Source organism: Arthrobacter sp. CAU 1506 (assembly GCF_005047635.1).
In the GTDB taxonomy this organism is placed as follows: Bacteria; Actinomycetota; Actinomycetes; order Actinomycetales; family Micrococcaceae; genus Crystallibacter.
The window spans coordinates 173,324-193,952 of the sequence record NZ_SUKC01000008.1 but is presented as its reverse complement, the minus strand read 5'-3'; the positions used below and the strand labels follow the sequence as shown (position 1 = coordinate 193,952).

General features: G+C 63.4%; 13 protein-coding genes. 6 read left to right on the top strand and 7 right to left on the bottom strand.

Annotation, left to right across the window (positions count from 1 at the left end):
- Positions 1-390: 390 nt before the first annotated feature.
- The 7 genes from E4J89_RS11245 to E4J89_RS11215 all read right to left on the bottom strand — a co-directional run bounded on the left by E4J89_RS11245 (position 391) and on the right by E4J89_RS11215 (position 11,838).
- Positions 391-963, bottom strand: a complete 573-nt coding sequence (locus E4J89_RS11245) for an NYN domain-containing protein (protein ID WP_205754475.1) — start codon at positions 961-963, stop codon at positions 391-393.
- 408 nt (positions 964-1,371) lie between these two features.
- Positions 1,372-2,565 (bottom strand): restriction endonuclease, encoded by a 1,194-nt coding sequence (locus E4J89_RS11240; protein ID WP_136786221.1) that lies wholly within the window; start codon positions 2,563-2,565, stop codon positions 1,372-1,374.
- Between the two features lies 1 nt (position 2,566).
- Complete coding sequence (locus tag E4J89_RS19740) at positions 2,567-4,876, bottom strand: AAA family ATPase (RefSeq protein ID WP_136786220.1); 2,310 nt, start codon at positions 4,874-4,876, stop codon at positions 2,567-2,569.
- A 284-nt stretch (positions 4,877-5,160) separates the two neighbouring features.
- The gene (locus E4J89_RS11230; protein ID WP_240691856.1) at positions 5,161-6,798 is read right to left on the bottom strand and encodes an amidohydrolase; all 1,638 of its coding nucleotides are present in this window, start codon (positions 6,796-6,798) and stop codon (positions 5,161-5,163) included.
- 192 nt (positions 6,799-6,990) lie between these two features.
- Positions 6,991-8,772, bottom strand: coding sequence for a thiamine pyrophosphate-dependent enzyme (locus E4J89_RS11225; RefSeq protein WP_136786219.1), 1,782 nt, complete (start codon positions 8,770-8,772; stop codon positions 6,991-6,993).
- Entirely contained in the window at positions 8,765-10,477 is a 1,713-nt protein-coding gene (locus tag E4J89_RS11220) for an amidohydrolase (protein WP_136786218.1), read from the bottom strand. Before E4J89_RS11220 ends, E4J89_RS11225 begins: the two co-directional genes overlap by 8 nt.
- Positions 10,477-11,838: an MFS transporter gene (locus E4J89_RS11215; RefSeq protein WP_205754474.1), complete on the bottom strand. Its 1,362-nt coding sequence runs from the start codon at positions 11,836-11,838 to the stop codon at positions 10,477-10,479. The genes E4J89_RS11220 and E4J89_RS11215 overlap by 1 nt, the downstream gene beginning before the upstream one ends.
- A 190-nt stretch (positions 11,839-12,028) precedes the next feature.
- Here E4J89_RS11215 and E4J89_RS11210 point away from each other — a divergent pair, with 190 nt between their 5' ends.
- The 6 genes from E4J89_RS11210 (at position 12,029) to E4J89_RS11190 (ending at position 20,538) form a co-directional block, all read left to right on the top strand.
- Positions 12,029-12,952 carry an Lrp/AsnC family transcriptional regulator gene (locus E4J89_RS11210; RefSeq protein ID WP_240691855.1) on the top strand — a complete coding sequence of 308 codons (924 nt, stop codon included), beginning with the start codon at positions 12,029-12,031 and terminating at the stop codon, positions 12,950-12,952.
- A gap of 638 nt (positions 12,953-13,590) precedes the next feature.
- A complete protein-coding gene (locus tag E4J89_RS19735) occupies positions 13,591-15,675 on the top strand; it encodes a sigma factor-like helix-turn-helix DNA-binding protein (protein WP_169303986.1) in 2,085 nt (694 codons plus the stop codon).
- Positions 15,672-17,807 (top strand): DEAD/DEAH box helicase family protein, encoded by a 2,136-nt coding sequence (locus tag E4J89_RS11200; RefSeq protein ID WP_136786215.1) that lies wholly within the window; start codon positions 15,672-15,674, stop codon positions 17,805-17,807. The genes E4J89_RS19735 and E4J89_RS11200 overlap by 4 nt, the downstream gene beginning before the upstream one ends.
- A gap of 72 nt (positions 17,808-17,879) precedes the next feature.
- Positions 17,880-18,014, top strand: coding sequence for a hypothetical protein (locus tag E4J89_RS19890; protein ID WP_276606343.1), 135 nt, complete (start codon positions 17,880-17,882; stop codon positions 18,012-18,014).
- The gene (locus E4J89_RS11195) at positions 18,011-20,071 is read left to right on the top strand and encodes an AAA family ATPase (RefSeq protein ID WP_136786214.1); all 2,061 of its coding nucleotides are present in this window, start codon (positions 18,011-18,013) and stop codon (positions 20,069-20,071) included. The genes E4J89_RS19890 and E4J89_RS11195 overlap by 4 nt, the downstream gene beginning before the upstream one ends.
- A complete protein-coding gene (locus E4J89_RS11190; protein WP_136786213.1) occupies positions 20,068-20,538 on the top strand; it encodes a DNA phosphorothioation-associated protein 4 in 471 nt (156 codons plus the stop codon). The genes E4J89_RS11195 and E4J89_RS11190 overlap by 4 nt, the downstream gene beginning before the upstream one ends.
- The last annotated feature ends 91 nt before the right edge of the window (positions 20,539-20,629 follow it).

The window sequence follows — 20,629 nt, the reverse complement described above, 5'->3', positions numbered from 1 at the left end:
TAGCGTTGGACACGTCGAGGTCTTTCGGATGGGCAGTGTGAGAACTTCCATCATCGGAAGACCTCGACCTCTATCCGGGAACCGACGCGCCAACGCTATCTACACTCTCGATTCCGATGAGCCTGTTTACCCCTGCTAAAGACTTCGGGCACTTCCCGGCGACGCCCCATCACACTCGATGAATTAGCCATCTTTCCCGTACCTTTCTCAATAAGCACACAGATTTGTTTTTCCAGTTTCCATCGGTTGCGTTGGAAGCAGTGCGTTGTGCACCGCCCATCGGATACACCGCGGCATACAAAGGAGACATCACGACCGCTCAAGAACGCCGCTCAGAAACCTTCGCGGACTCTGGGCCTGCACGCGTTCGCCCACCTCCCGTACAGCCGGTTAAGCTGCGCTCCGGCACTCGGGAACACAGCGCCAAAAGTCTTCTTCTGTCAGCCGATGGTGCCAAAGCCGCTTCTGTCGAACCGCGTACTCGGCCAGCGGGTTCTCGAACCCATAGCTCCGGCGGCTCCAGAACGCTACTTCCACTCTCGTACCGGCAGCGACCGCGTCGTCGATGGCCGGCTTCAGATCGGTGTCACCGGTAAAAAGTACAACGGATTCATGACGGTGCCGCCTCGCTGCCTCCACAAGGTTCAGACCGAGCCGCAGATCCACACCTGCTTCCTTCGGCCGAGCACCCTGCGGGCCATAATGAAGGGGCAGATAATCACCTTTGACTCTTGAGTCTTCGGACCAGGCGGCGACATCACGCTCAAACCGGCGGGCAGCGACCGGGTCGCGGAACCGGTTCGGCTGTCCTCGCACGACGGAGATCTCCGTCACCGGCACAGCGTTTTGCCGGCGTGACGCGATCAGTTCTGCCAGAAGTACCGGAGACACGGTTACCTCAGACTCATCGAAACCCCTCGCGAACAACTGGTGACCGGTCCGGCGGATGTTCTCGAAGTCCATAAAAACAGCAATTCCAGAATTCATGTTTTCCCCTTAGACGCGAAAAACCGCCACCAGAAGGTGACGGCAATTATTCTTCGGATTCTTTATTCTGCGACGAATCCGTTAAAACATATTTCGATCTGACAGAAACTGTAACCACTCGGAAAGCAAAATAAGGCTCGCAGAACGAACCTCTAATCCCATGTTCGCATAGGGCGCGGGAATGTGTCAAATGTCATCAGGAGGCGCTCCGAGTGTGCAGCCTTGAGAGCTAAGAATACCTAGTTGCTCGACTTTGCAACTTAAGTATCGACCATCCTCCCCAAGGGACGTTGGCAGTTCGCCCAGTCGACATCCCACTCTCCAGACGCACCTGTTAGCCTTGCCGGGGCTGTTAGGGCTTTCGACCGGAATAGCCGGTGCACCTCAATTTGGAAGCAGCGCCAGCCGTGCTAAAGCTGTAATACTTCCCAGCAGTTCGTCGGGCGAACGCGACAGGTCCAGCGGGAACTCTACGATCTCTACGTCGGCGTTTCGCACTTTGCGCACCCGCATCGGACCGGCGTCGGCGTAGACCAACCAAGCCCGCGAAACGTTCAGCGCGGTGCAATAGGCCAGCATTTGGTATTGGTCCGCGTTAGGGTAGCCGGACCACGATGACGCCTTGTACTTCGCGTCGAATACGGCCACGGGTTTCCCGTCAATCACATGTACGACGTCGGCGAACATGGTCACGCGCGGTCGTCGCGTACCGTCCGGCTCGTCGAGGAAGCAGCGGTATTGCGGCTCGGTCCGCCCGGGTGCAGCGGCCAACGCCTCCTTCAGCGCGGTGGTGACGAAGTCCTCGAACACCGCAGCCATGTTGATCACAAAGGAAGCAACCCGATGTTTCCCGGAACCGGCCTCGGCGGACATATTCCTCAGGACAAGTTCGGCCAGGCGGAGGGCAGGCTGGTAGTGCGCATTCGCCCGGGACTCGCTCCAAGCAGGCAGCTGCGCCCCGGCTCGGAGGGGGGCCACGCCGTCGAGCTGGGAGTCCAGATGGGCCAGCCGTCCGCGTATCCCGGCTGATAGGCGCGGCAGTTGGAGCATCCGACGCAGCGCGGCACGCAATATCCGGTTTTCCGGGATGTCGATGGTGAACTCGTCGTAGGAGACCTCCAGCGGCAAAAGCATGCCGGGCCGCCGTGACATTTGATCGCTGACCCGAATGCGCCCTCTTACAGTGCGCAGCGAGGCCTCGACATGAACGTAGCCGGACAATGCACCGCGGGCCAGGGCCCGCTCACCCTGCCGCACCAGGGATTCAGCGAGTGCCGAGAACAGATCCTGGTCTTCGCTGGCAGCCACTTCGTCGGGCCGGAAGCCCGGATTCTGTGCGTAGCCGAGCAGGAACAGCAGCCGATCCAGCCCCACCCTCGACTTGGGCCGGACCTCCACCAACAGCTCACCTACCTGCACAGCGCCCACGCGGCCAGCCGGCAGCACCCGCCAGCCGCCGCGCACGTCCGGCTGCACGGAGACCAGACCGCTGCCGTTCAGCAGCGCCGCGGCGTCTCCGTCGAACTCGGCCAGTGTGGGCTCCTGCTGGAGTTCGTCCAGCACCAGGTGCCGCGCCACCTCAGTCCGTCCCGGCGCCGAAAACAGCCTCAAGCGGCTCCGCTTCGAGCTCCGCGTACTCCCCCAAAACAAGATCCACAGCGCCAACAGTCCTCGAGGCCTTCTTCCGGATCGCGGCCAGCCCAAACCGCTCATGGACCTGCTCGCGGCTAAGCCGGCCGAAGTAATGCTCTTCCAGCAGCGGAAGCAACTCGTAACGCCAGATCCGCTCCAGGCCGGCATCGCTTTCGGCATGCTCCTTCATGAAGTAAGACGGGCCAACCATCAGGTCCCGGTCGCCGGCCTCCAACTCCGAGTTCAGGGCATCCAGCAGCCGTGCGCGCAGAGGGTCCTTCCCCTGCGCTTCCAGATAGCGCTCCAGCATGCCCTCGATCATGCCCTCCAGTGGGTGGAGTTCCACAAACGCGAAACGGCGGCGGATAGCCGCGTCCACCATGGCGATGGAGCGATCGGCAGTGTTCATAGTGCCAATAATGAACAGGTTCGGCGGCAGCACGAAGGTCTCGGTAGGACTGTATTGCAGGTTAATGCTCTGGTCTCGGTACTCGAGCAGGAAGTACAGCTCGCCAAACACCTTCGCCAGGTTCCCGCGGTTCATCTCATCAATGATTAGGAAGAACGGCTTGTCCCGGTTGCCCTCTGCGGAGGCCTCCGCCGCAATCCGGCGCAGCGGTCCCGGCTCCAAGCTGAAGCTCACCTGCCCGCCCTCGCCCAGCGCCGGCCGGTAGCCCTCGAAGAAATCCTCGTACGCGTAGGACGGGTGGAACTGCACGGTTTTGACATGGTCGCCATACTCGTCGCCTGCCAGGAAGCGGGCGATCTTTCCGGCCAGGTACGTCTTGCCGGTACCGGGCGGGCCATAGAAGACAATCTGGTTTCGCGTCTGCAGCAGCTCAACGATCTCCTGCAGGTCCTCGCGCTGTACATGCAGTGCTGCGGCCAGTTCCTCGGTCGCGTCGCTCAATTCAGGCACGACGGCGCGCTGCGACTGCGGCGCGGACGCAGGGTCATCGGGGACTTCCGGGAGCAGGTCTGGAGTCTCCCGCAACCACTCGTTGATCGCCGTTAGGCCGTCCGTGAAGTCGACGACGGTCCCCTGTTCCTCCAACAGGCGAGGCAGCGGAGCCGGCAGGTCTTGGGTTGCCACGGGAAGACTGCGCCAGGCGACTTCGCGGCGCAGCCTCGACGTCACTTCGTCCCCGTACTCGGCCTCACCAACAACGACACCGATATATAACCGATCATCCGCTTTCGTGACCACCAGGTCCTCCGGCCGCATGAGGTTCAGGAAGCGGTGGAATTCGAGCGACCGCTGCTTGCGCTCCGCGTAGTCCACATGCTGGTAGCCGTCATTCACCGCCTGCTGCACTTCAGACAAGGAACTGCCCGGTTCCGGAGATCCGAGGTGCTGTGCTCTGGCCGAAACGAAGCCGCCGTCCAACCACATCTGAAGCATGGGCGTACCGCTCTGGTTCTGCCGCACCAGCCAGGCCTTTTGGCCACCCTTGCGAACACCGGAGCGGGACCACTCGCTTAGGTAGGGGTCCACGTACCAGTCCACACGGGTGCCGGCTGCAGCATCTTGAACCTTGCGGATGGCCGCCAAATCGCGGGAGATCGACGGGTCGTCATCGCCGGAAGATCCACCGATTTCGTGCAGGTACGCCTGTCGAATCCGCCACCTGTGGTTCCGGCTGGTCACAGGCTCGAAGTAGCTGGGCCAAGCCATGTACTCCACGGCATAGCGGATGCCCCGAGGTTCGTCGTCGACCCCTTCGGTCAGCCGCGCGAATTCATCCGGATCGGCGAGCGCCTCCTCAATAACCTTCATGGGCTGCCGGCGAACGTGCTGCACAAAGCGGGCCAGCCAACAGAAGTGCTGCCATTGGCGAACGCTGTAGCCGGTTCCACCGTGGAATGAACCTCCAGCGTGAAGCCCGTCCAAAACCACATCTGGAATGCTGGCTTTGATTTGGGACCATCCAAGGATCTCATGCATCCTGGAGAGCTTGGTTTCACCCTTGACGTTCTCCAAAGGAAGGTTCTGTAAGGCCATGAACTCCGCGGCCATAACGCAAACACCATCCGGTGCATCACTAAGCTGCCGCTGAAACTTGTCCATGAAGGAGCCGGGACCATCGTCGTAGTTGGCGAAGATGCGGCGCAGGAGCTCTTCTGCGTTCTCCGCAGTCCAGGTCGGCTCCGTCCACAGCGGAGAGGATTCTCCACGTAACCCAGCATCAATGATGGCGCGACCCGCTGCCTCAACCTTTGGCACCGGGCCAAAGCCACGCTCAACTAAAGCTGTCATCAGTCTCCCCAACTTTGTTCAGGATCGGCGGACCGGCCCGCCCCTCATCTCATACCAACGTATCCGTTAGGACCGTCAACTCAACGGCACGCCATGAATGCGGCAGGGACACATGTCACGGCATTGCGGGGAACGCATATGTCCATGCGAGTCGATTCAGGGCCCCGACTCGCATGGACGAAAGCTGAACAACGATCCGTACCTCCATTGCTGCACAGGGGACTGCTGCCATATGGCTCGGCGCAAGCACCCGCTCGCGGTCGGAGCTAGGGGCTTCTGCTCAGCTAAAGCGCCTGCGGGTGCCAGGCCCTTTCGCCGGCGGCAGACCCGAAGCCGGTGCCATCGGCCGGGGCGTAGTCGGGCCAGGCGAGGCCGGTGGGCGGCATGAAGTCGGCGGGCAGCAGGGCTTCGGTGGGGTCCGCGGCCTTGCGCTGCTTGAACTCCTCGGTGGCCGACGCCAGCAGGTCGGGCGAGGTCAGCATGTCCACGAAGGTGCCGGCGATGGTCTTGCCGGCCACCTCGATGGTCGGGTCGATGGCGGCGGGGATGCCGCCGAGGGCGTTCATGACCCAACCGGGGTAGGCGCCCTTGCCGGGTGCCGGCTTGAGCGCGGGCCGGGAGATGTAGAACCGGACGGTCGGGGCGTAGTGCGTCATCTCCACGTAGTCGTCGCTGGTCCAGTTCTTCTGCCACGGCGCCAGGTGCTCGCGCAAAGCAGTTTCGGCGTCCTGCGGGGAGATCAGCGATTCGCACTCGTCCAGGAAGGGCTTGTCCATCGGCTCAATCCCGAGTCCGGACTGGATCTCACGCGCGGCGGCCACGGCGTCGTCGTTGTATAGAGGAGCGCCCACCTGCTCAAGGTTGTTGTACAGCGCCTGCGCCAGCGCGTGGTTGGTGATGCCGGGGCGGTTGCGGGCCACCCAGGTGGTCTCCACCCGGCAGTGCGCCATCGCGGCGGCGTGCTCGGCGTTGCGGTCCAGCACGGCCAGCACGTGCTCGGCCATCTCCAGCGTGGGGCAGCGCCAGGAGTACTGGATCTGCACAATCCGCGCCGGCAGGTTATCCGCAGTCGCCTGCCCCGAGCCGAGGATCGCGTCCGAGAGGCTCCAGCCGCCGAAGCTGGGCAGCATGGCGTCCTGCATCACCCGCGAACTGGTGTACATCTGCATCAGCGCCACGTTCGCCCCCGGCGCGCGGGCGGCCGAGTGCGACGCCGGGATAGGCGAGTTCGGGTTGGCCGAGAGCTGCCAGGTTTCCGGCTCGTCGCAGATGAACGAGTAGACCTTCGAGTAGTAGGAGCCGCACTGGGTGTCCCAGCGGGCAGTGTTGCACAGGGGCAGCATGTAGAACGGGTGGAAGCTGACGATCGCGTCCACGCCGTCGTAGTAGCCGCGCAGCCCGTGCACCACCTTGGAGCCCTGCACCTTCTCCGCCGGTTCGCCGGTGTAGCGCAGCGTGCCGGCGATGCCGTGGACCTCCATCGCGTGCTTGGTGCCCAGCAGTCCGGCCAGCGTGGAGATGCCCAGCGCCGAGTGCGGGTCGGTGTGGCCGGGAGCGAACGCGCTCAGGCCGTCGCGCGGGGTTTCCTCGGTGGAGGCGGCCTGGCAGTTGCCGGGCACCGCGTCGTACTCGGCATAGGTCAGCAGCACCGGTCCGCCGCTCCCCTGCGCCCACTCGGCCTTGAACGCGGTAGGCATTCCGCCGCTGCCCTCCTCCACCTCGAAGCCCTCGGCGCGCAGCCGCTCCACATACCAGGCGGCCGACCGGTATTCGCGCCAAGCCGGCTCGGCGAGCTCCCAGATGTGCCGGTGCCATTCGGAGAGCCGGTCCATGTTCGCGTCGATCCACTCGCGGGCGGTGGCCTTGGCATCGCCCGCGAGGCCGGCGGGGACTGCTGCGGCGGTTTCCTGGGTGGTGCTCACGGGTTGGTCCTTTCGGGTGGTGCTGTTAATAAGGTGCAGAGGAAAGTACGACGGCGGTGCGTGGCGCCGGACGGTGCGCTCGCGTCTCCACGCGTTCGCTGGCGCTCGCTTGGTCGACCACCGGGTGGCGCCGGTGGTCAAAGGAGGCGCGCCAGCGCCGAGTAGAGACCCGGCGACCACCGAATCGCCGGGTTACTCGAACAAGGCGGTGGGGACGTGGAGTAGGCGGAGTCCTCCGGCATCGATGGCTGCGGCGAGCGCCGGGGCGAAGTCCTCGGCGGCGGTGATCCGTTCGCCGTGGCCGCCGAAGACGGTGGCCAGGGCAGCCCAGTCGGGCTGGACCAGGTCCACGCCCACCGGAGCGATCCCGCGGTCCAGTTCGTTCTGCCGGATCTCGCCGTAGCCGCCGTTGTCCGCGCAGACCACCACCAGGTCCAGCCGCTGCTCCACCGCGGTGGCCAGCTCCTGAACGGCGAACATCAGCGCGCCGTCGCCGAGCACGCAGACCACCGGCCGGTCCGGCGCGGCCACCTTGGCGCCGATCGACGCCGGCAGGCCGTAACCCAGCGTGGCGTAGGCGGGCGTGTACAGGAACGAGTGCGCCCGCTCCTGCGGCACAAAGCTGGCGGTGCCGAAGTACGTCACCTGCGAGGAATCGCCGCCGAGCACCGCGTTGGCCGGCAGCACGGAGGCCACTTGTTCGGCGAGCGCAGCCAGCGGCGGGGCCAGTTCGCGGGCTGCATCGCGCAGCACCGGACGCAGCCGGGCCACGCGGTCGGCGCCCCGGTCTCCACGCGCTCGGTTCTCCACGCGCCCGGTCTCCACGCGCTCGCTGGCGCTCGCTTGGTCGACCACCGGGGGATTGTGTTCCTCGAGGGCGGCGAGTAGTTGGGGCACGACGGCGGCGCTGTCGCCGACGAGCGGAACGTCGGCCACAATGTTCTTGGCCATCTGGCCCGGCAGGATGTCCACCCGGATCACCGTGCCGCTCGGGTGCAGCTGGTTGAACCAGAGTTCGGCCTCGCCCACCTTGGAACCGATGACCAGCAAGACATCCGCTTCCTCGCACAGCTGCTGCGCGGCGGGCAGCCGGATGTCCGAGCCGAGCGAGAGCGGATGCGATTCGGGCACCGCGCCCTTGCCGTTGAGCGTAGTCACCACGGGGGCGTCCAGTACTTCGGCCAACTGCAGCAACTCCACGCCAGCCCGCAGCGAACCGCCGCCGGCCAGAATCACCGGCCGGCGCGACTCGGCCAGCAGCTGCGCGGCGTGCCGAATGGCCTGCGCGGAGGCGCCCGCCGGCTCGTGCGGGGCGGCCGGCTCCAGCAGCTCCGCCGGGCAGTCGCTGGGGCCTTCGAGCACGTTGAGCGGAACCTCGATGTGCACCGGCCGCGGGCGCCCGTAGCGGAACAGCTCGAACGCGTCGTGGATGGCCTGCGCGGCCTCGGTCCCGGTATGGACGCGGCGCGACCACTCCACGATCGCGCCGGCGGCCCCGGTGGCGTCCTTGGTTTCGTGCAGCGCGCCGACGTCCGCGAACTCCTCGCCCTCGGGCACGCCCGGGGACAGGATGATCAGCGGCCGCGACTCGCAGTACGCGGTGCCGGCTGCGGAGAGCGCGTTGAGCAGGCCCGGCCCGGACGTGGTGATGACGACGCCGGGCAGCCCGGTCTGCTGCGACCAGCCGTCGGCGCCGTACCCGGCACCTTGTTCATGCCGGCTGGTCACCGCCCGGATGCCCAGCGGCGACAGATGCCGGTAAAACTCCAGGTTGTGCGTGCCGGGGATGCCGAACACCGCGTCAATCCCGTAGTTGTGCAGCAGCGTCAGCACGGTCAGGCCCACGTTCTCCGCCACCACGCCGTCCGGAAGTTCGACGGCGGGGACGGACTGGGCGCCCGGCCCGGCTTGGGATTGGGTCGGCAGCGGGGCCCGGTCAGACAAGGCCGGCTGTGACAGGGCCTGCTCAGACATGGCTGTCTCCGGCGAGCGCCGGCTCCCGGGTAGCGTCCGCGGCATACTGCGCCTTGCCGCCCACCCAGGTCTGCAGCACCTGGATCTGCGCGATGGTCTCCGGCGCCACCACCAGCGGGTCGGCGGAGAGCACGGCGAAGTCGGCACGCTTGCCCACCGCCAACGAGCCGAGGTCGTCCTCGCGGCCCAGCGCCCGGGCGCCGTTCAGCGTGTGCGCCTCCAGTGCCTGGGCCGCGGTGATCCGCAGCGCGTCCGATCCCAACTGGTGCCCGCGACGGGTCACCCGGGTCGCCGCCGCCTGGATCGCTTCCAGCGGGCGAGGCTCGGCCACCGGAGCGTCGGAGCTCAGGGTCACCGGCACTCCGGCTTCCACGAACTCGCCCAGCGGGTTGAACCGCTCCCCCGGCGTGCCGACGGCGGCGGTCACCCCTTCGCCCCAGTTGTAGTAGTGCTGCGGCTGGTTCACCGGGAAGATGCCGGCGTCGGCCATCCGGGTGATCTGCTCCGGCGCGGGCAGCCCGCAGTGCTCAATCCGGTGCCGGGCGTCGGAGTCCGGGTGCTCGGCCTGCGCGGCCTCGATCGCGGAGATCACCATCTCCAGCGCCGTGGGCGACTGGGCATGCGTGGCCGTCTGCAGCCCGGCGGCGTGCGCCTTCAGGATCAGAGCCGCGTAGTCGGCCGGGTCGTGATACAGCTGGCCGGTGCGGCACGGGTCGCCCACATAGCCGTCCGGGAAGTAGGCGGTCCAGCCGCCCAGCGTGCCGTCAGCGTAAAACTTGAAGCCGGCAAAGCTCAGGTGCGCGTTGCCGAACGCCCCGGTCATGCCGATCTCCAGCCCCTCCTCCAGCAGGTGGGAGAGGAAGTACATGCTGTAGCGGATCTTCAGCTGGTCGGCCTCGGCCAGCCGCAGGTACATGTCGAACTCGCGCCGGGACACCTGGCAGTCGCCCACCGTGGTGACGCCGCCGGCCAGGAAGTCCTGCTGCGCGGCGGAGAGCTGGCGCAGGTGTTCCTCCGGAGCGTCGGCCAGGTGGAAGTTGGGTCCGTGGTGGCCTACCTTCACGCCGTTCAGCCCGGTGAGGATGTTGCACGCGGCGTCGGACAGCTCGCCGGTCAGCTCGCCGTCGGCGTCGCGGAAGAACTCGCCGCCGGCCGGGTTGGGGGTATCCCGGGTGATGCCGTTGAGTTCCAGCGTGTAGCTGTTCACCACGCCGCCGTGGCCGGAGGCGTTCATCAGGTACACCTCGCGGTCCGCGGCCACCTGGTCCAGCTCCTGCCGGGTGGGGTGGCGGCCCTCGGCCAGGTTGCGGTGCTCGTAGCCGTAGCCGCGCACCGGCTGCCCGGCCGGGGCGGTCTCGGCGGCCGCGCGCAGCAGTGCCACGATCTCCGGGATGCTTCCGGCCTGGTCCGGTCCGCAGTCCACCCAGGTCTTCATCTGCCCGTACATCAGCGGGTGCGCGTGCGGATCCACGAACCCGGGGACCACCACGGCGTCGCCCAGGTCCTGGTGCTCCGGTTCGCGCAGCCCCAGCCCGGCCGCAGTCTGGCGGCATTCCGCCTCGGTGCCCACGGCGGCTACCCGCCCGGCGGCGACCAGCATCGCCGTCGCGCCCTTGCCGGAGGGGTCCAGCGTGTGGATGGTGCCGGCGGTGACCAGCAGCGGCTGGAAGTCGGCGGCGTCGTCGAACGTCTTCAGCTTGCGCATTACTTAAAGCTCTCCTTGTTCCAAGTACCTTCGGTACCGGCGTCGGCAGAACCGACAGCGCCGGGGTAAACATCGTCGTCAACGTGCTGCGGCGCGATCGCCAGGCAGACGAGGCCCAGTGCGCCCATCGCGGCGAACAGCCCGATCACCGACCACACCGTGCCGGTCGCGTCCCACAGCAGCGTGGCGGCCAGCGGGGACAGGCCGGCCCAGATGGCGGCGGCCAGGCCGTAGGAGAGCGAGATGGAGGTGTAGCGTGCCTGCGGCTTGAACAGCTGGGACAGGATGGTGGCCACCGGGGCGTAGGTGAAGTTCATCGCCACGCGGACCACGGCGAAGGCCACGAAGATCATCCATTCCGGTCCGGTGGACATCAGCAGGAACTGCGGCACGATGAACACCACGGAGCCGATCAGGCCGATGGCCATCACCCGCTTGCGGCCCCACTTGTCGCCCAGCCAGGCGATGCCCAGGCAGGTGATCAGCTCGAAGAACGCCGCCACGGACATGGCGTTGAGGATCAGCGTCTCGTCCAGGCCCACCGACGGATCCGTGCCGTAGGCGGTGGCGAAGGTGGTGGCCAGGTAGTAGCCGCCGGTGGAGATGGGCAGCAGCCCGATGCCGATCAGGATCGGCTTCCAGTTCTTGCCCAGCGCGTACTTGATCGGCACCGACTGCTCCTGGCCCGCCACCTTGTCCTCGAACACCGGGGATTCCTCCACCCGGTAGCGGACCCAGAAGCCCACGCCGATCAGCACCACGGAAAGCAGGAACGGAATCCGCCAGCCGCCGTCCACCAGGAACGTCTCGCCCTGCGCGGAGAGGATGCCGAAGATCAGCGTGGCGCCCAGCGCGCCGGCCGGGTTGCCCAGCTGCGCGAAGCCGCCGTAGAACGTCTTGTACTTCTCCGGCGAGTGCTCCACCGCCATCAGCACGGCGCCGCCCCACTCGCCGCCCACGGCCAGGCCCTGCAGCACGCGCAGCAGCACCAGCAGCACCGCGGCCCAGGAGCCGATGTTCTCGTACGTGGGCAGCACGCCCACCAACACGGTGGACAGGCCCATCACCAGCAGCGTGATCACCAGCGACGGGCGCCGGCCGAACTTGTCGCCGATGTGCCCGAAGATGACGCCGCCCAGCGGCCGGACCAGGAAGCCCACCGCGTAGGTAGCGAAGGCCGCGGCGATGCCGGCCAGCCGGTCCGCCTCCGGGAAGAAGAGCGGGCCGAAGACCAGGGCCGCGGCCGTGGCGTAGATGTAGAAGTCGTACCACTCGATGGCGGTGCCGACGAAGGCCGCGAATCCTGCGCGGCGGGCCCTGGCGTGGCTGAACTGCGGCCGGGTTGCTGATGTGTGTGACATGGTCTTCCACCTTGGGGTGTAGGCATGGATGCCGGTGTGATCCATGCAACTGTAGGGCGGCGGCCAAGATCCGACAAGAGCAGAAATTTTGCGTTAGGCGCTGTTGAATTCAGTTTTGCGCAGGTTCTGGCGCACTATTTTCCGAATGTGCTTGCATGTGGGCTGCATCACTGGATAATTGACGACGGCGGTGCTCACTTGGGAGGTTAAGGAAACTTTGGCGGACTACACCGAAACGATCGACACAAAACTCGTCCGCGCCCTGCAGCAGGAGGGCCGGGCCAGCTATCAGGACCTGGCCCGTGATCTCGGCCTCCCGCGGGCCACGGTGTCCGCCCGGTTGCGGGAGTTGCTGGACACCCACACCGTCCGGGTGGTGGCCGCGGTGGATCCCGCGTTCCTCGGCCAGCATGTGATCGCGCACGTTTCCGTGGTGGCGTCCGGGCCGGTGCGCAATATTGCCGAGCGGCTGGCCGACTGGCCGGAGGCCGTGCTGGTCTCCGCGGTCGGCGGCACGCATGACCTGGTCGCCGAGATCCGCGTGGCCACCCACGACGAACTGCATGGCGTGCTCACCCGGCTGCGCGAGCACCCCGACGTGGCCTATATCGACACGCTGGTTTACACCCGCCTGGTCAAGGGCTTCTTCATCTCGCAGTACGCCGGAGAGGTCACCATCGATGGCGTCGATACCCAGCTGATCGAGATCCTGCAGCAGGATGGCCGGACCAGCTACCGCGACCTCGCCGCCGCCGTGGGCCTCACGCCCACCGCCGTACGCTCCCGGGTCCAGCGCCTGCTCGACGCCCGGATCATCCGGATCAGCGCCGTCGAGTCCCGCGGCGCCGGCGGCCGGCAACTCTCCATGGGCGTCGGCCTCAACCTCTCCGGCGACAATGACGCCGTCCTCGAGCTCCTGCGCAGCTCATCGCACGTGGAGTTCGTTGCCCAAACCGTCGGCCGCTTCGACGCCATCGCCACCCTCGCCGCCCAATCCCCCCGCGACCTCCTCGCCCAGCTCGAAGAAATCCGCAGCCTCCCCGGCGTCAGCCGCACCGACTCCTGGCTCCACCTCGAAGTCGTCAAAGAAGATTACGCAAGACGTATTTCGTGACAGCGAACCACCTTAACGCGTGCGCCTAGCCCCGCCTATCCAGCCGAAGCCCGCCGCGCCACATAAATAGGAACTCCTCTCGCCCGCGGATATCCCGGCCCACCCGAAATCAAATGGGTGTTTTATTTGCACGCTGACGATAGACTGAGGTGAATCGATACACGTGTTGGGGGAACTAGTGAGCGGTGGCATCTGGGTCCGCGCATCAATAACTCCTGCGGAAGTGTACTGGTTTCACACGGGATGGTGCCATCATCGACAGGAATGCTCCACACATCCCCGCAGCGCGGACCTCTCCCCGTCAGGGAGCGCCCTCAAGTGGGTGCCCCTACCAGCGAAGGTCATTACTGACTGCAGCCCGCTGCTGCGGGTATTCCGTGCTTGCTGGGGGCATGAGCCGCTTCCCATGTACCTCCGAGATGAAAAAGTCACGGCGTCGCGGGCCACATCAGTTTGGCCGGACCACCGTACAAGCCGCGGATATCGGGCGGTCCGGTCAACGGTGGAGGAAGGGGGCTCATCGCATGACTGACGAGCTAGTGCGAGGCTTTGACGACCAGCGTCCGCGGAGTTGGCTCGACGCTTTCCCTTGGCTAAAGGGAGTTGCTGAGCCTGGCACCCTTCCAACCTGGACGGAAATGATCGACGGCGTGAGTCTGACGACTCGTATTCAGAGGCTTGCACACGTCTCTGAGCTTGCTATGGAGAGACTCACACAGTGGACCGTCGGGCAAATCTTTCCTGGTTTGAACCCCGAGCTAAACCTACTCGAGATCCGCCTACCGGCAAGGGCGGTCAACGCCCTCGGACGTAATAGTTGCAGCACAGCCGGCGACCTTATCCCGCTCAGACTTTATGAATTGATGGAGTGGCGCCAGATCGGTGTCGGCACAATAGACTCCATCTTGCAGGCGCTGGCAGACTCCTCGGCATCCGCCACTACCCCCACAGTGACCACCCTTGCATCTTCGGATGAAGAGCAACAGCCGGAGGCACCGCCAGCTCAGTTAGCGTCCGTCATCGAAGATCTTAGGCAAATTGCCGCTTGGTACGCTGTTGTTGGCCTGCCGGAGCAGCCGTTGCTTGGGGCCCCATTGCCCCCGGGCAGTCCCGGCTTAGTGCTCATGGCCAGGCGCCGGCTCGAAATGCTGCGGGCTGAGGAAATTCTGGATGGCGAGTCCGAGACAGATGTCGCCGCCCTATTCGACAAAGCCTTTGCAACACTGGATAAACGGGCCGTAGACGTTCTTGCGAACAGGTTGTTCGCAGACGCTCCCCTCACTCTGGATGAAATTGGTAGATCGTACGGCGTAACCCGTGAGCGTATCCGTCAGATTGAGGGCAAGGCTCGCGGTGCCATGCTCGGCTTCATCTCGGAAGGTGGCCCCTTAGCGATGGTCGCGGATACCGCCCGCACGCTTATCGGAACAATTCGTCCGCTTGACGACCTGCTTGCCCTGATGCCAGCGCTCGGAAAAGCAATCGATTTCGTGGGTCAGCCCGTTTGGCGTGTGCTAGATGGGCTGGACGACGCGTACGAAATCGAGGACCGCTGGTGTGTTGTGCCGACTATGCAGTCCGCTGAAATGCTTACGCGAACTCAGCTGGAGGAGCGGGCAGACCAATACGGTGTCGCCCGGCTCGACGAGCTTGACCTGGTCGAGTCCAGTCAGCCGGGACGGCTGCCCGAGCTAACGGCTGCGTGGTTGCGGCGTTGCGGTTACATCGTAGATGGAGACGCCGTTTACACACGTGTCGGGTCCGTCGGTGACTATGCCGCCGCTGTGCTGTCGGTGGGAGGCTCCCCTTTGAGCGGACAGGAGATTGTCGACCGTTTCTCGTTTGATCGCAGCGTTGGGTCAGTGAAGAACGCGCTGAGCCAAGACGACCGCTTTGAACGTGTCGATCGGGACCTCTGGGCGCTGAGGGAGTGGGGAATGGATGCGTATGCTGGTATCCGTTCCGTTATCCGGGAGCAGGTGGCCAGGAGCGGTGGACGAGCCAGCCTGAATGACCTGATCGAGTACATCACGGGACGATACACCGTGACGGCGAACAGCGTGATCGCCTACGCCAACATGAAACCGTTCGAGGTCCAGGACGGAGTCGTCCGGCTGTATTCGGGAAACCATGAAATCCGCAAAGCTCCCGCGAGTACGCGCCGTCTATTCCGCAGGGCCGACGCGTGGGCCTACCGCGTCCGCATCACCACAGACCATCTGCGGGGCAGCGGGTCAGCCGCTCCTGTAGCGATTGCCAAGATCGTCGGCCTCCAGCCTGGTGAGTCGCGGCAATTACCTTCGCCGCTTGGCCCACAGCTTGTCGCATGGACGGGTACTCAGCCCTCCTTTGGAACCATCCGTCGCTTCTTAATGGACCAGGACATAGCAGTTGACACAGAAGCTTTCCTAGTGCTCGGGGACGACGGTAGTTTCAGCTTCGAGCCCGCCAGCGAGCCCGTCGGTCAGCCTCTTCTGGACGCTCTCAGCCTGACCGGAGCGGCCCACACCCTCGACCCCGAGGGCGCTCGCCGATCCTTGGCCGTTGCTCTCGGGCTGCCGGAGCCCAGCCCTGTTATAAGCATTATTGGGGCTTTTCGAGAGCGCGGCGATGAGGATATTGCCGAACTACTGGTCGGCATCCGCGAGCATCTAGACGGGAGAGGCAGCGCTGAGCGCCCGAAGCACCGCGGTAACGTCGACGAGATCTTGGACTTGCTGTGACGGAAGTACCTCTAGGACTTCGCTCACTGCACCTAAATGATCGCTACCGTAGTGACCAGGAAGATGTTGTCGCAAATTTCTTCGTGCCGGCCTTTACGGTTGCTACAAGTTACAGCCGCGCAGTTGGTTACTTTACCTCGACCAGTCTGGCGCTGTACGCAAGGGGAATCGAGACGTTCTCCGAGCGTGGCGGGACGATGCGCCTAATCGCATCTCCACATCTCAACGAAGACGACATCGTCGACATCGAGCGGGGCTATGATGTGCGCGCCGTTATCGAGCGCGCCACCGTTCGCGAACTCGATTCGGAAGGTTCTGAAGCTGTGCTGGAGGGCCTCGGACTGCTGGGGCGCCTCATCGCGGAAGGCCGGCTGGATATCAAATTGGCATTCATAGAGCAGGAAGGCCGCATCGGCATCTATCACGAGAAGATCGGCATTTTCCGCGACGATCTAGGTGACTTGGTTGGTTTCACAGGCAGCAGCAACGAAACCTACGGCGGCCTTATGGCAAACTTCGAATCGGTTGAAGTGTACAAGGGATGGGTGACAGGCGACGGTGCCCGGGCACTACGCCTGGAGCGCGACTTCCAAGAGCTGTGGTCCAACCAGACACCATCCCTGCGTATCGAACCTTTCCCCGGCGTGGCCCGCGCACGCTTACTCGAGCTGGCAAAAGAGCGCCCAAAAGCGTCCCTGCTAGGAAGGGACACGGCCCTAACGCCCGCACCAGTAGCCACCTTGGAGCCTCCCCATCTCACCATCCCCAATTGGCTGACAGTCCGCGACTACCAACGTAATGCTGTCGAATCATGGCTGGGTAACCAGGGGCGGGGCATCCTCAAGATGGCGACCGGCACCGGTAAAACCAAAACGGCAATGATCGCTGTCACCCAGCTGAGCCGCGTCCTCAGGGAACACGAACAGCCGCTTGTGACGGTAATTGTTGCTCCGCAGCAGCATCTGGTCGACCAATGGATCACGGAGGTCGAGGAGTTCGGCGTTAAACCGATCGCGATTTATGAATCCAGCAAAAAGTGGCAGCCGATTGTCGAAAGCCAATTAAGCTCCCTTCGGATGGGCCAGCGATCGCTAGTCGTAATGGTCGCAACTAACTCGTCCTTCGCAGGTTCTAAATTCCAGTTAGTGCTCTCGCGCATCTCGCAGCACCTTGCCGTGATAGCTGACGAAGCGCACAACCTAGGATCCTCCACCTACTTGGCAGCGCTACCAACGAACGCAACATACCGACTGGCTCTGTCCGCCACACCCGAGCGCTGGTTCGACGATGAAGGCACCGATGAACTCATCGAGTACTTCGGGGAGATCGTATTTGAATTGCCGATGAGTCAGGCGATTGCCATGGGCGCCCTCACCCGATATCACTATTACCCCCGCCTAGTGGAATTAGCTGCGGATGAAACTCAGTTCTATGTCGATCTAACCGCGCAGATTGCCCAACGGATCGCCTCGGGCGAAAATATCGCGGACTCTCAAGACGAATCAGTTCTTGGTCGACTATTACGGGATCGGGCGAACATACTTGGGCACGCCGGGGGTAAGGTCGCCGCACTCGAAGCAGACCTGCGTGAAAACCGTGACAGCTGGTTTCAGCTGGTCTATTGCGCTGAAGGTCGATGTCCCCGACCATTCGGCGAAGCGCCGGGGCAAAGGCAACTCTCCGAAGTCACGGGGATGATCGGTAATGGCTTACGCCTCTCAGTTCATGACTATATTGGCGAGACGCCGCGTATCAAACGGAAGGAACTACTAAGGAGGTTCAGCTCGGGCAACGACCTTCGGATCCTTGCAGCAATGAAATGTCTCGATGAGGGCGTTGACATCCCCGATGCACGAATCGGCTATCTGCTGGCTAGCAGCTCAAACCCTCGCCAATTCATTCAGCGTCGAGGACGACTGCTGCGGCGCGCGGAAGGCAAAACGCATGCAATCATCTTTGACTACCTCGCGGTGCCGCCCGCCGACGCACCGATCAACTTCGACGTCGAGCGAACACTCCTGATCCGCGAACTCCAGCGCGCCAACGAGTTCGGTAGGTTATCGGAGAACTACGAGGAAACTCTGAAGGTGCTGCGTCCGCTGAAGGAGCGGTACCAACTCATGGACCTGTGATAGCCAATTGACAAATTGCAAGGAAACCTGAAAGGAGCGGGCACGATGGCTGAGGCACGGAATGAGCGCCAGGTGCTAGATGAACTGACGGAGGAGGAGCAGCACCTGCTGAGGCGGGTGCTAGAGATCGAGAGGTCGAAATTGCACCTATCCACCTACGACGCAACCGATGACTTGCTCACGGTAGTCAAGGAGATCCTGCCTTGAAATTACAGTCCATCACTCTCACCAACTTCCGTCAGTTTGAAGGTGAGCAGACGTTCGACCTTTCAACGGACGACGTGCGCCCTGTGGCCATGCTTTTTGGCGCGAATGGCGCCGGCAAAACCACCTTCCTCAACGCTTTCACATGGTGCTTATACGGCATTCTGTCGGACGACCTCGAGCAGAAGAACCGCTTGGTCAGCGACGGCGCGTGGGCTCGTACCGCCATTGGTGCCAGCATAACCGTCGCCGTAGACATCCATTTCGAGCACGAGGGGCTCAACTACCGACTCTTACGCTCGATGAGCTTGCGCAAAGAATCCGATCTCCAGCAGTCGGGCGCTCCCCAGATTCAGTTGTGGGTGACCAGTCCGGACGGCTCCTCTGAGATCGTTGAGGGTCCGCAAGTCAAGGTTTCGAGCATCCTTCCCGAGAGCTTCAGTCGCTTCTTCTTCTTCAATGGTGAGCGGATCGAGAAGCTGGTTGCGGGTGGCGCATACGCAGAAGCCCAAAAAGACATCAAGATGCTCCTAGGGCTCGAACAAGTGGAGAGAGCCTTAGCCCATCTTAAGAAGGTCGACAACAAAGTAACGGCGGACCTGCGTAAAAAGGACGGTGGGGCCCTATCCAAGATTCAGGAAACCATCGACAACCTGAATGAGCGTGAGACAACAACAAAAGATGCGCTTGTCGTGTCCGAGGGCAAGCATGCTGCGCTCTCGGAAGAACGAGAAGGGGTCCTCGCCGTTCTTCGACAACACGCCGAAGCGGCTCCAATCCAAGAAAGACGCGATCAGGTAGGTAAGGATCTAAACCTCGCTCGCGATGAGATGGAAGCGGCTCAGAACAGACGTTCTCACCTGATCGCAACCCGCGGGTTTCTGGCCTTCACCGATCCTCTCTGCGGTAAGACAGAGGCAATGGCACAGAGCCTTTACCGGCGTGGCGCCCTTCCGGCTCCCCTCAAGCGCGAGTTCGTCGACCAGCTGCTCGACGAAGAGACCTGCATCTGCGGTACCAAGTTGGCCGAGCATTCGCCCGCATGGAAACAGGTTCAGGAGTGGAGGCATAAGGCCGGACTCCAGGAAGTCGAGACGGCGTGGCAGAAATTGCGCGGCCAGATCGAGCTGATCGGAGGCGCCCGTAACGATCTTCGCGAAGCACTCAGCACCGTCATCCAAGAAATCGATGACCTGAATGATCGCATCAGCGAGTTGGTGGCGGAGAGCTCGGAACTCGACTACAAGCTACGGGACAGCCGGCACGAGGAGGTCGCACTCCTTGAGAGCAAACGTATTGAACTCGATAATCGGATAGCCGCCCGCCTGCAGGAGATCGGCGGCTTGAAGAACGATCTGCAGACCATCGCGAAGGATCTGGAACACCAGAACCGCGAACGCAGCAAAGCCGAGATCGAGGATGAGCTGGCGGCTCGTGCCTTGGGGCGCTCAAACCTCGTCACTCACGTCCGAAAGGCGCTTGCAGAAATCCTTGCGATCCGAGAGGCGGACATGAGACGGCGCCTGGACGCGAAGCTAAAGGAGATCTACAGCGAAATCACATTCAAAAAGTCCTACATTCCTACTTTGAGTGAAAACTTCGAATTGTCGCTCTACGACGAAGTTACGAACCTTCCGGTCGGCAAGTCCACTGGGGAGAACCAGATCCTGAGCCTAAGCTTTGTCGCCGCTGTCTCGACCTTGGCCCGGGAGAGCAAAGAGCTTCAGGATGCGGAAGTCAGTGGTGCGCCGGACGCAGGCGTATACCCAATCGTCATGGACGCGGCATTCGGATCACTCGACGTAAACTATCAGACGGCGGTTTCGAGGGCGCTTGCCAAATTGGCCCCGCAGTTGGTGGTTCTGGTGAGCAAGAGCCAAGGCCTCGGGAATGTGCTGACTGAACTTCGACCCTTCCTAAGCCACCTCGGGGTCATCCAGAGTCACGCGTCTGGAAGTGGAGTCGAGCCGGAGGACATCGAGTTGAGCGGCACACCCTACCCATACATTCGGCCGTCGGAGACGGCGTACTCCAAGCTGCAGGAGATCGAGATTCGATGACGAGTCCACAAACAGACGTTCGCGCGAGGCGGCCACAGGATCATGCTGTGCTCATTGAAGTGATGCAGCTAGAGGCCGGCTTCCCGACTTACCGCGATGTTCTTCTCTTCGCCGCCGCCGTCGGGTGGAATCAGGACCGGCGCGTCCCGCTAAACGGAACAGGGGGCGAGGGTATCCGCATCGATGTGTTGACCAACCCCCTCTACAGTGATTCCTTAATCAGCATGATCGCTGTCAATGCCGTTTCGGATGACCCCGAGATCCTCGACGCCGCCCGTCTTGAGGAACGGATCCGGATCTTCGAGGAGTACGCCAACGGCGGGCTGGAGTACATCCAGGAACAGATCAACACCCGCCACCAGACAGCGGCGTTGGTCGTGCTCGAAGTCGTCACTACTGCTTTGGCTCAAGAGGGCGGTATTAAACCCATGAGCGTCGATGAGCTACTCGGCGGGGTGAAATGGTAAGTCGACCAGGAAAATCCTACTAGCCGGGATGAGACGAGGGCTCGCCCTGGGGCTCGGACGAATGACCGCAGTGTCTCAGACGGTCGGCACC

Bases quoted from the DNA above. Each gene is read 5' to 3' on its own strand.
- E4J89_RS11215 (WP_205754474.1), bottom strand. From the start codon at position 11,838: ATGTCACACACATCAGCAACCCGGCCGCAGTTCAGCCACGCCAGGGCC.
- E4J89_RS11220 (WP_136786218.1), bottom strand. From the start codon at position 10,477: ATGCGCAAGCTGAAGACGTTCGACGACGCCGCCGACTTCCAGCCGCTG.
- E4J89_RS11245 (WP_205754475.1), bottom strand. From the start codon at position 963: ATGGACTTCGAGAACATCCGCCGGACCGGTCACCAGTTGTTCGCGAGG.
- E4J89_RS11190 (WP_136786213.1), top strand. From the start codon at position 20,068: ATGACGAGTCCACAAACAGACGTTCGCGCGAGGCGGCCACAGGATCAT.
- E4J89_RS19740 (WP_136786220.1), bottom strand. From the start codon at position 4,876: ATGACAGCTTTAGTTGAGCGTGGCTTTGGCCCGGTGCCAAAGGTTGAG.
- E4J89_RS11225 (WP_136786219.1), bottom strand. From the start codon at position 8,772: ATGTCTGAGCAGGCCCTGTCACAGCCGGCCTTGTCTGACCGGGCCCCG.
- E4J89_RS19735 (WP_169303986.1), top strand. From the start codon at position 13,591: ATGATCGACGGCGTGAGTCTGACGACTCGTATTCAGAGGCTTGCACAC.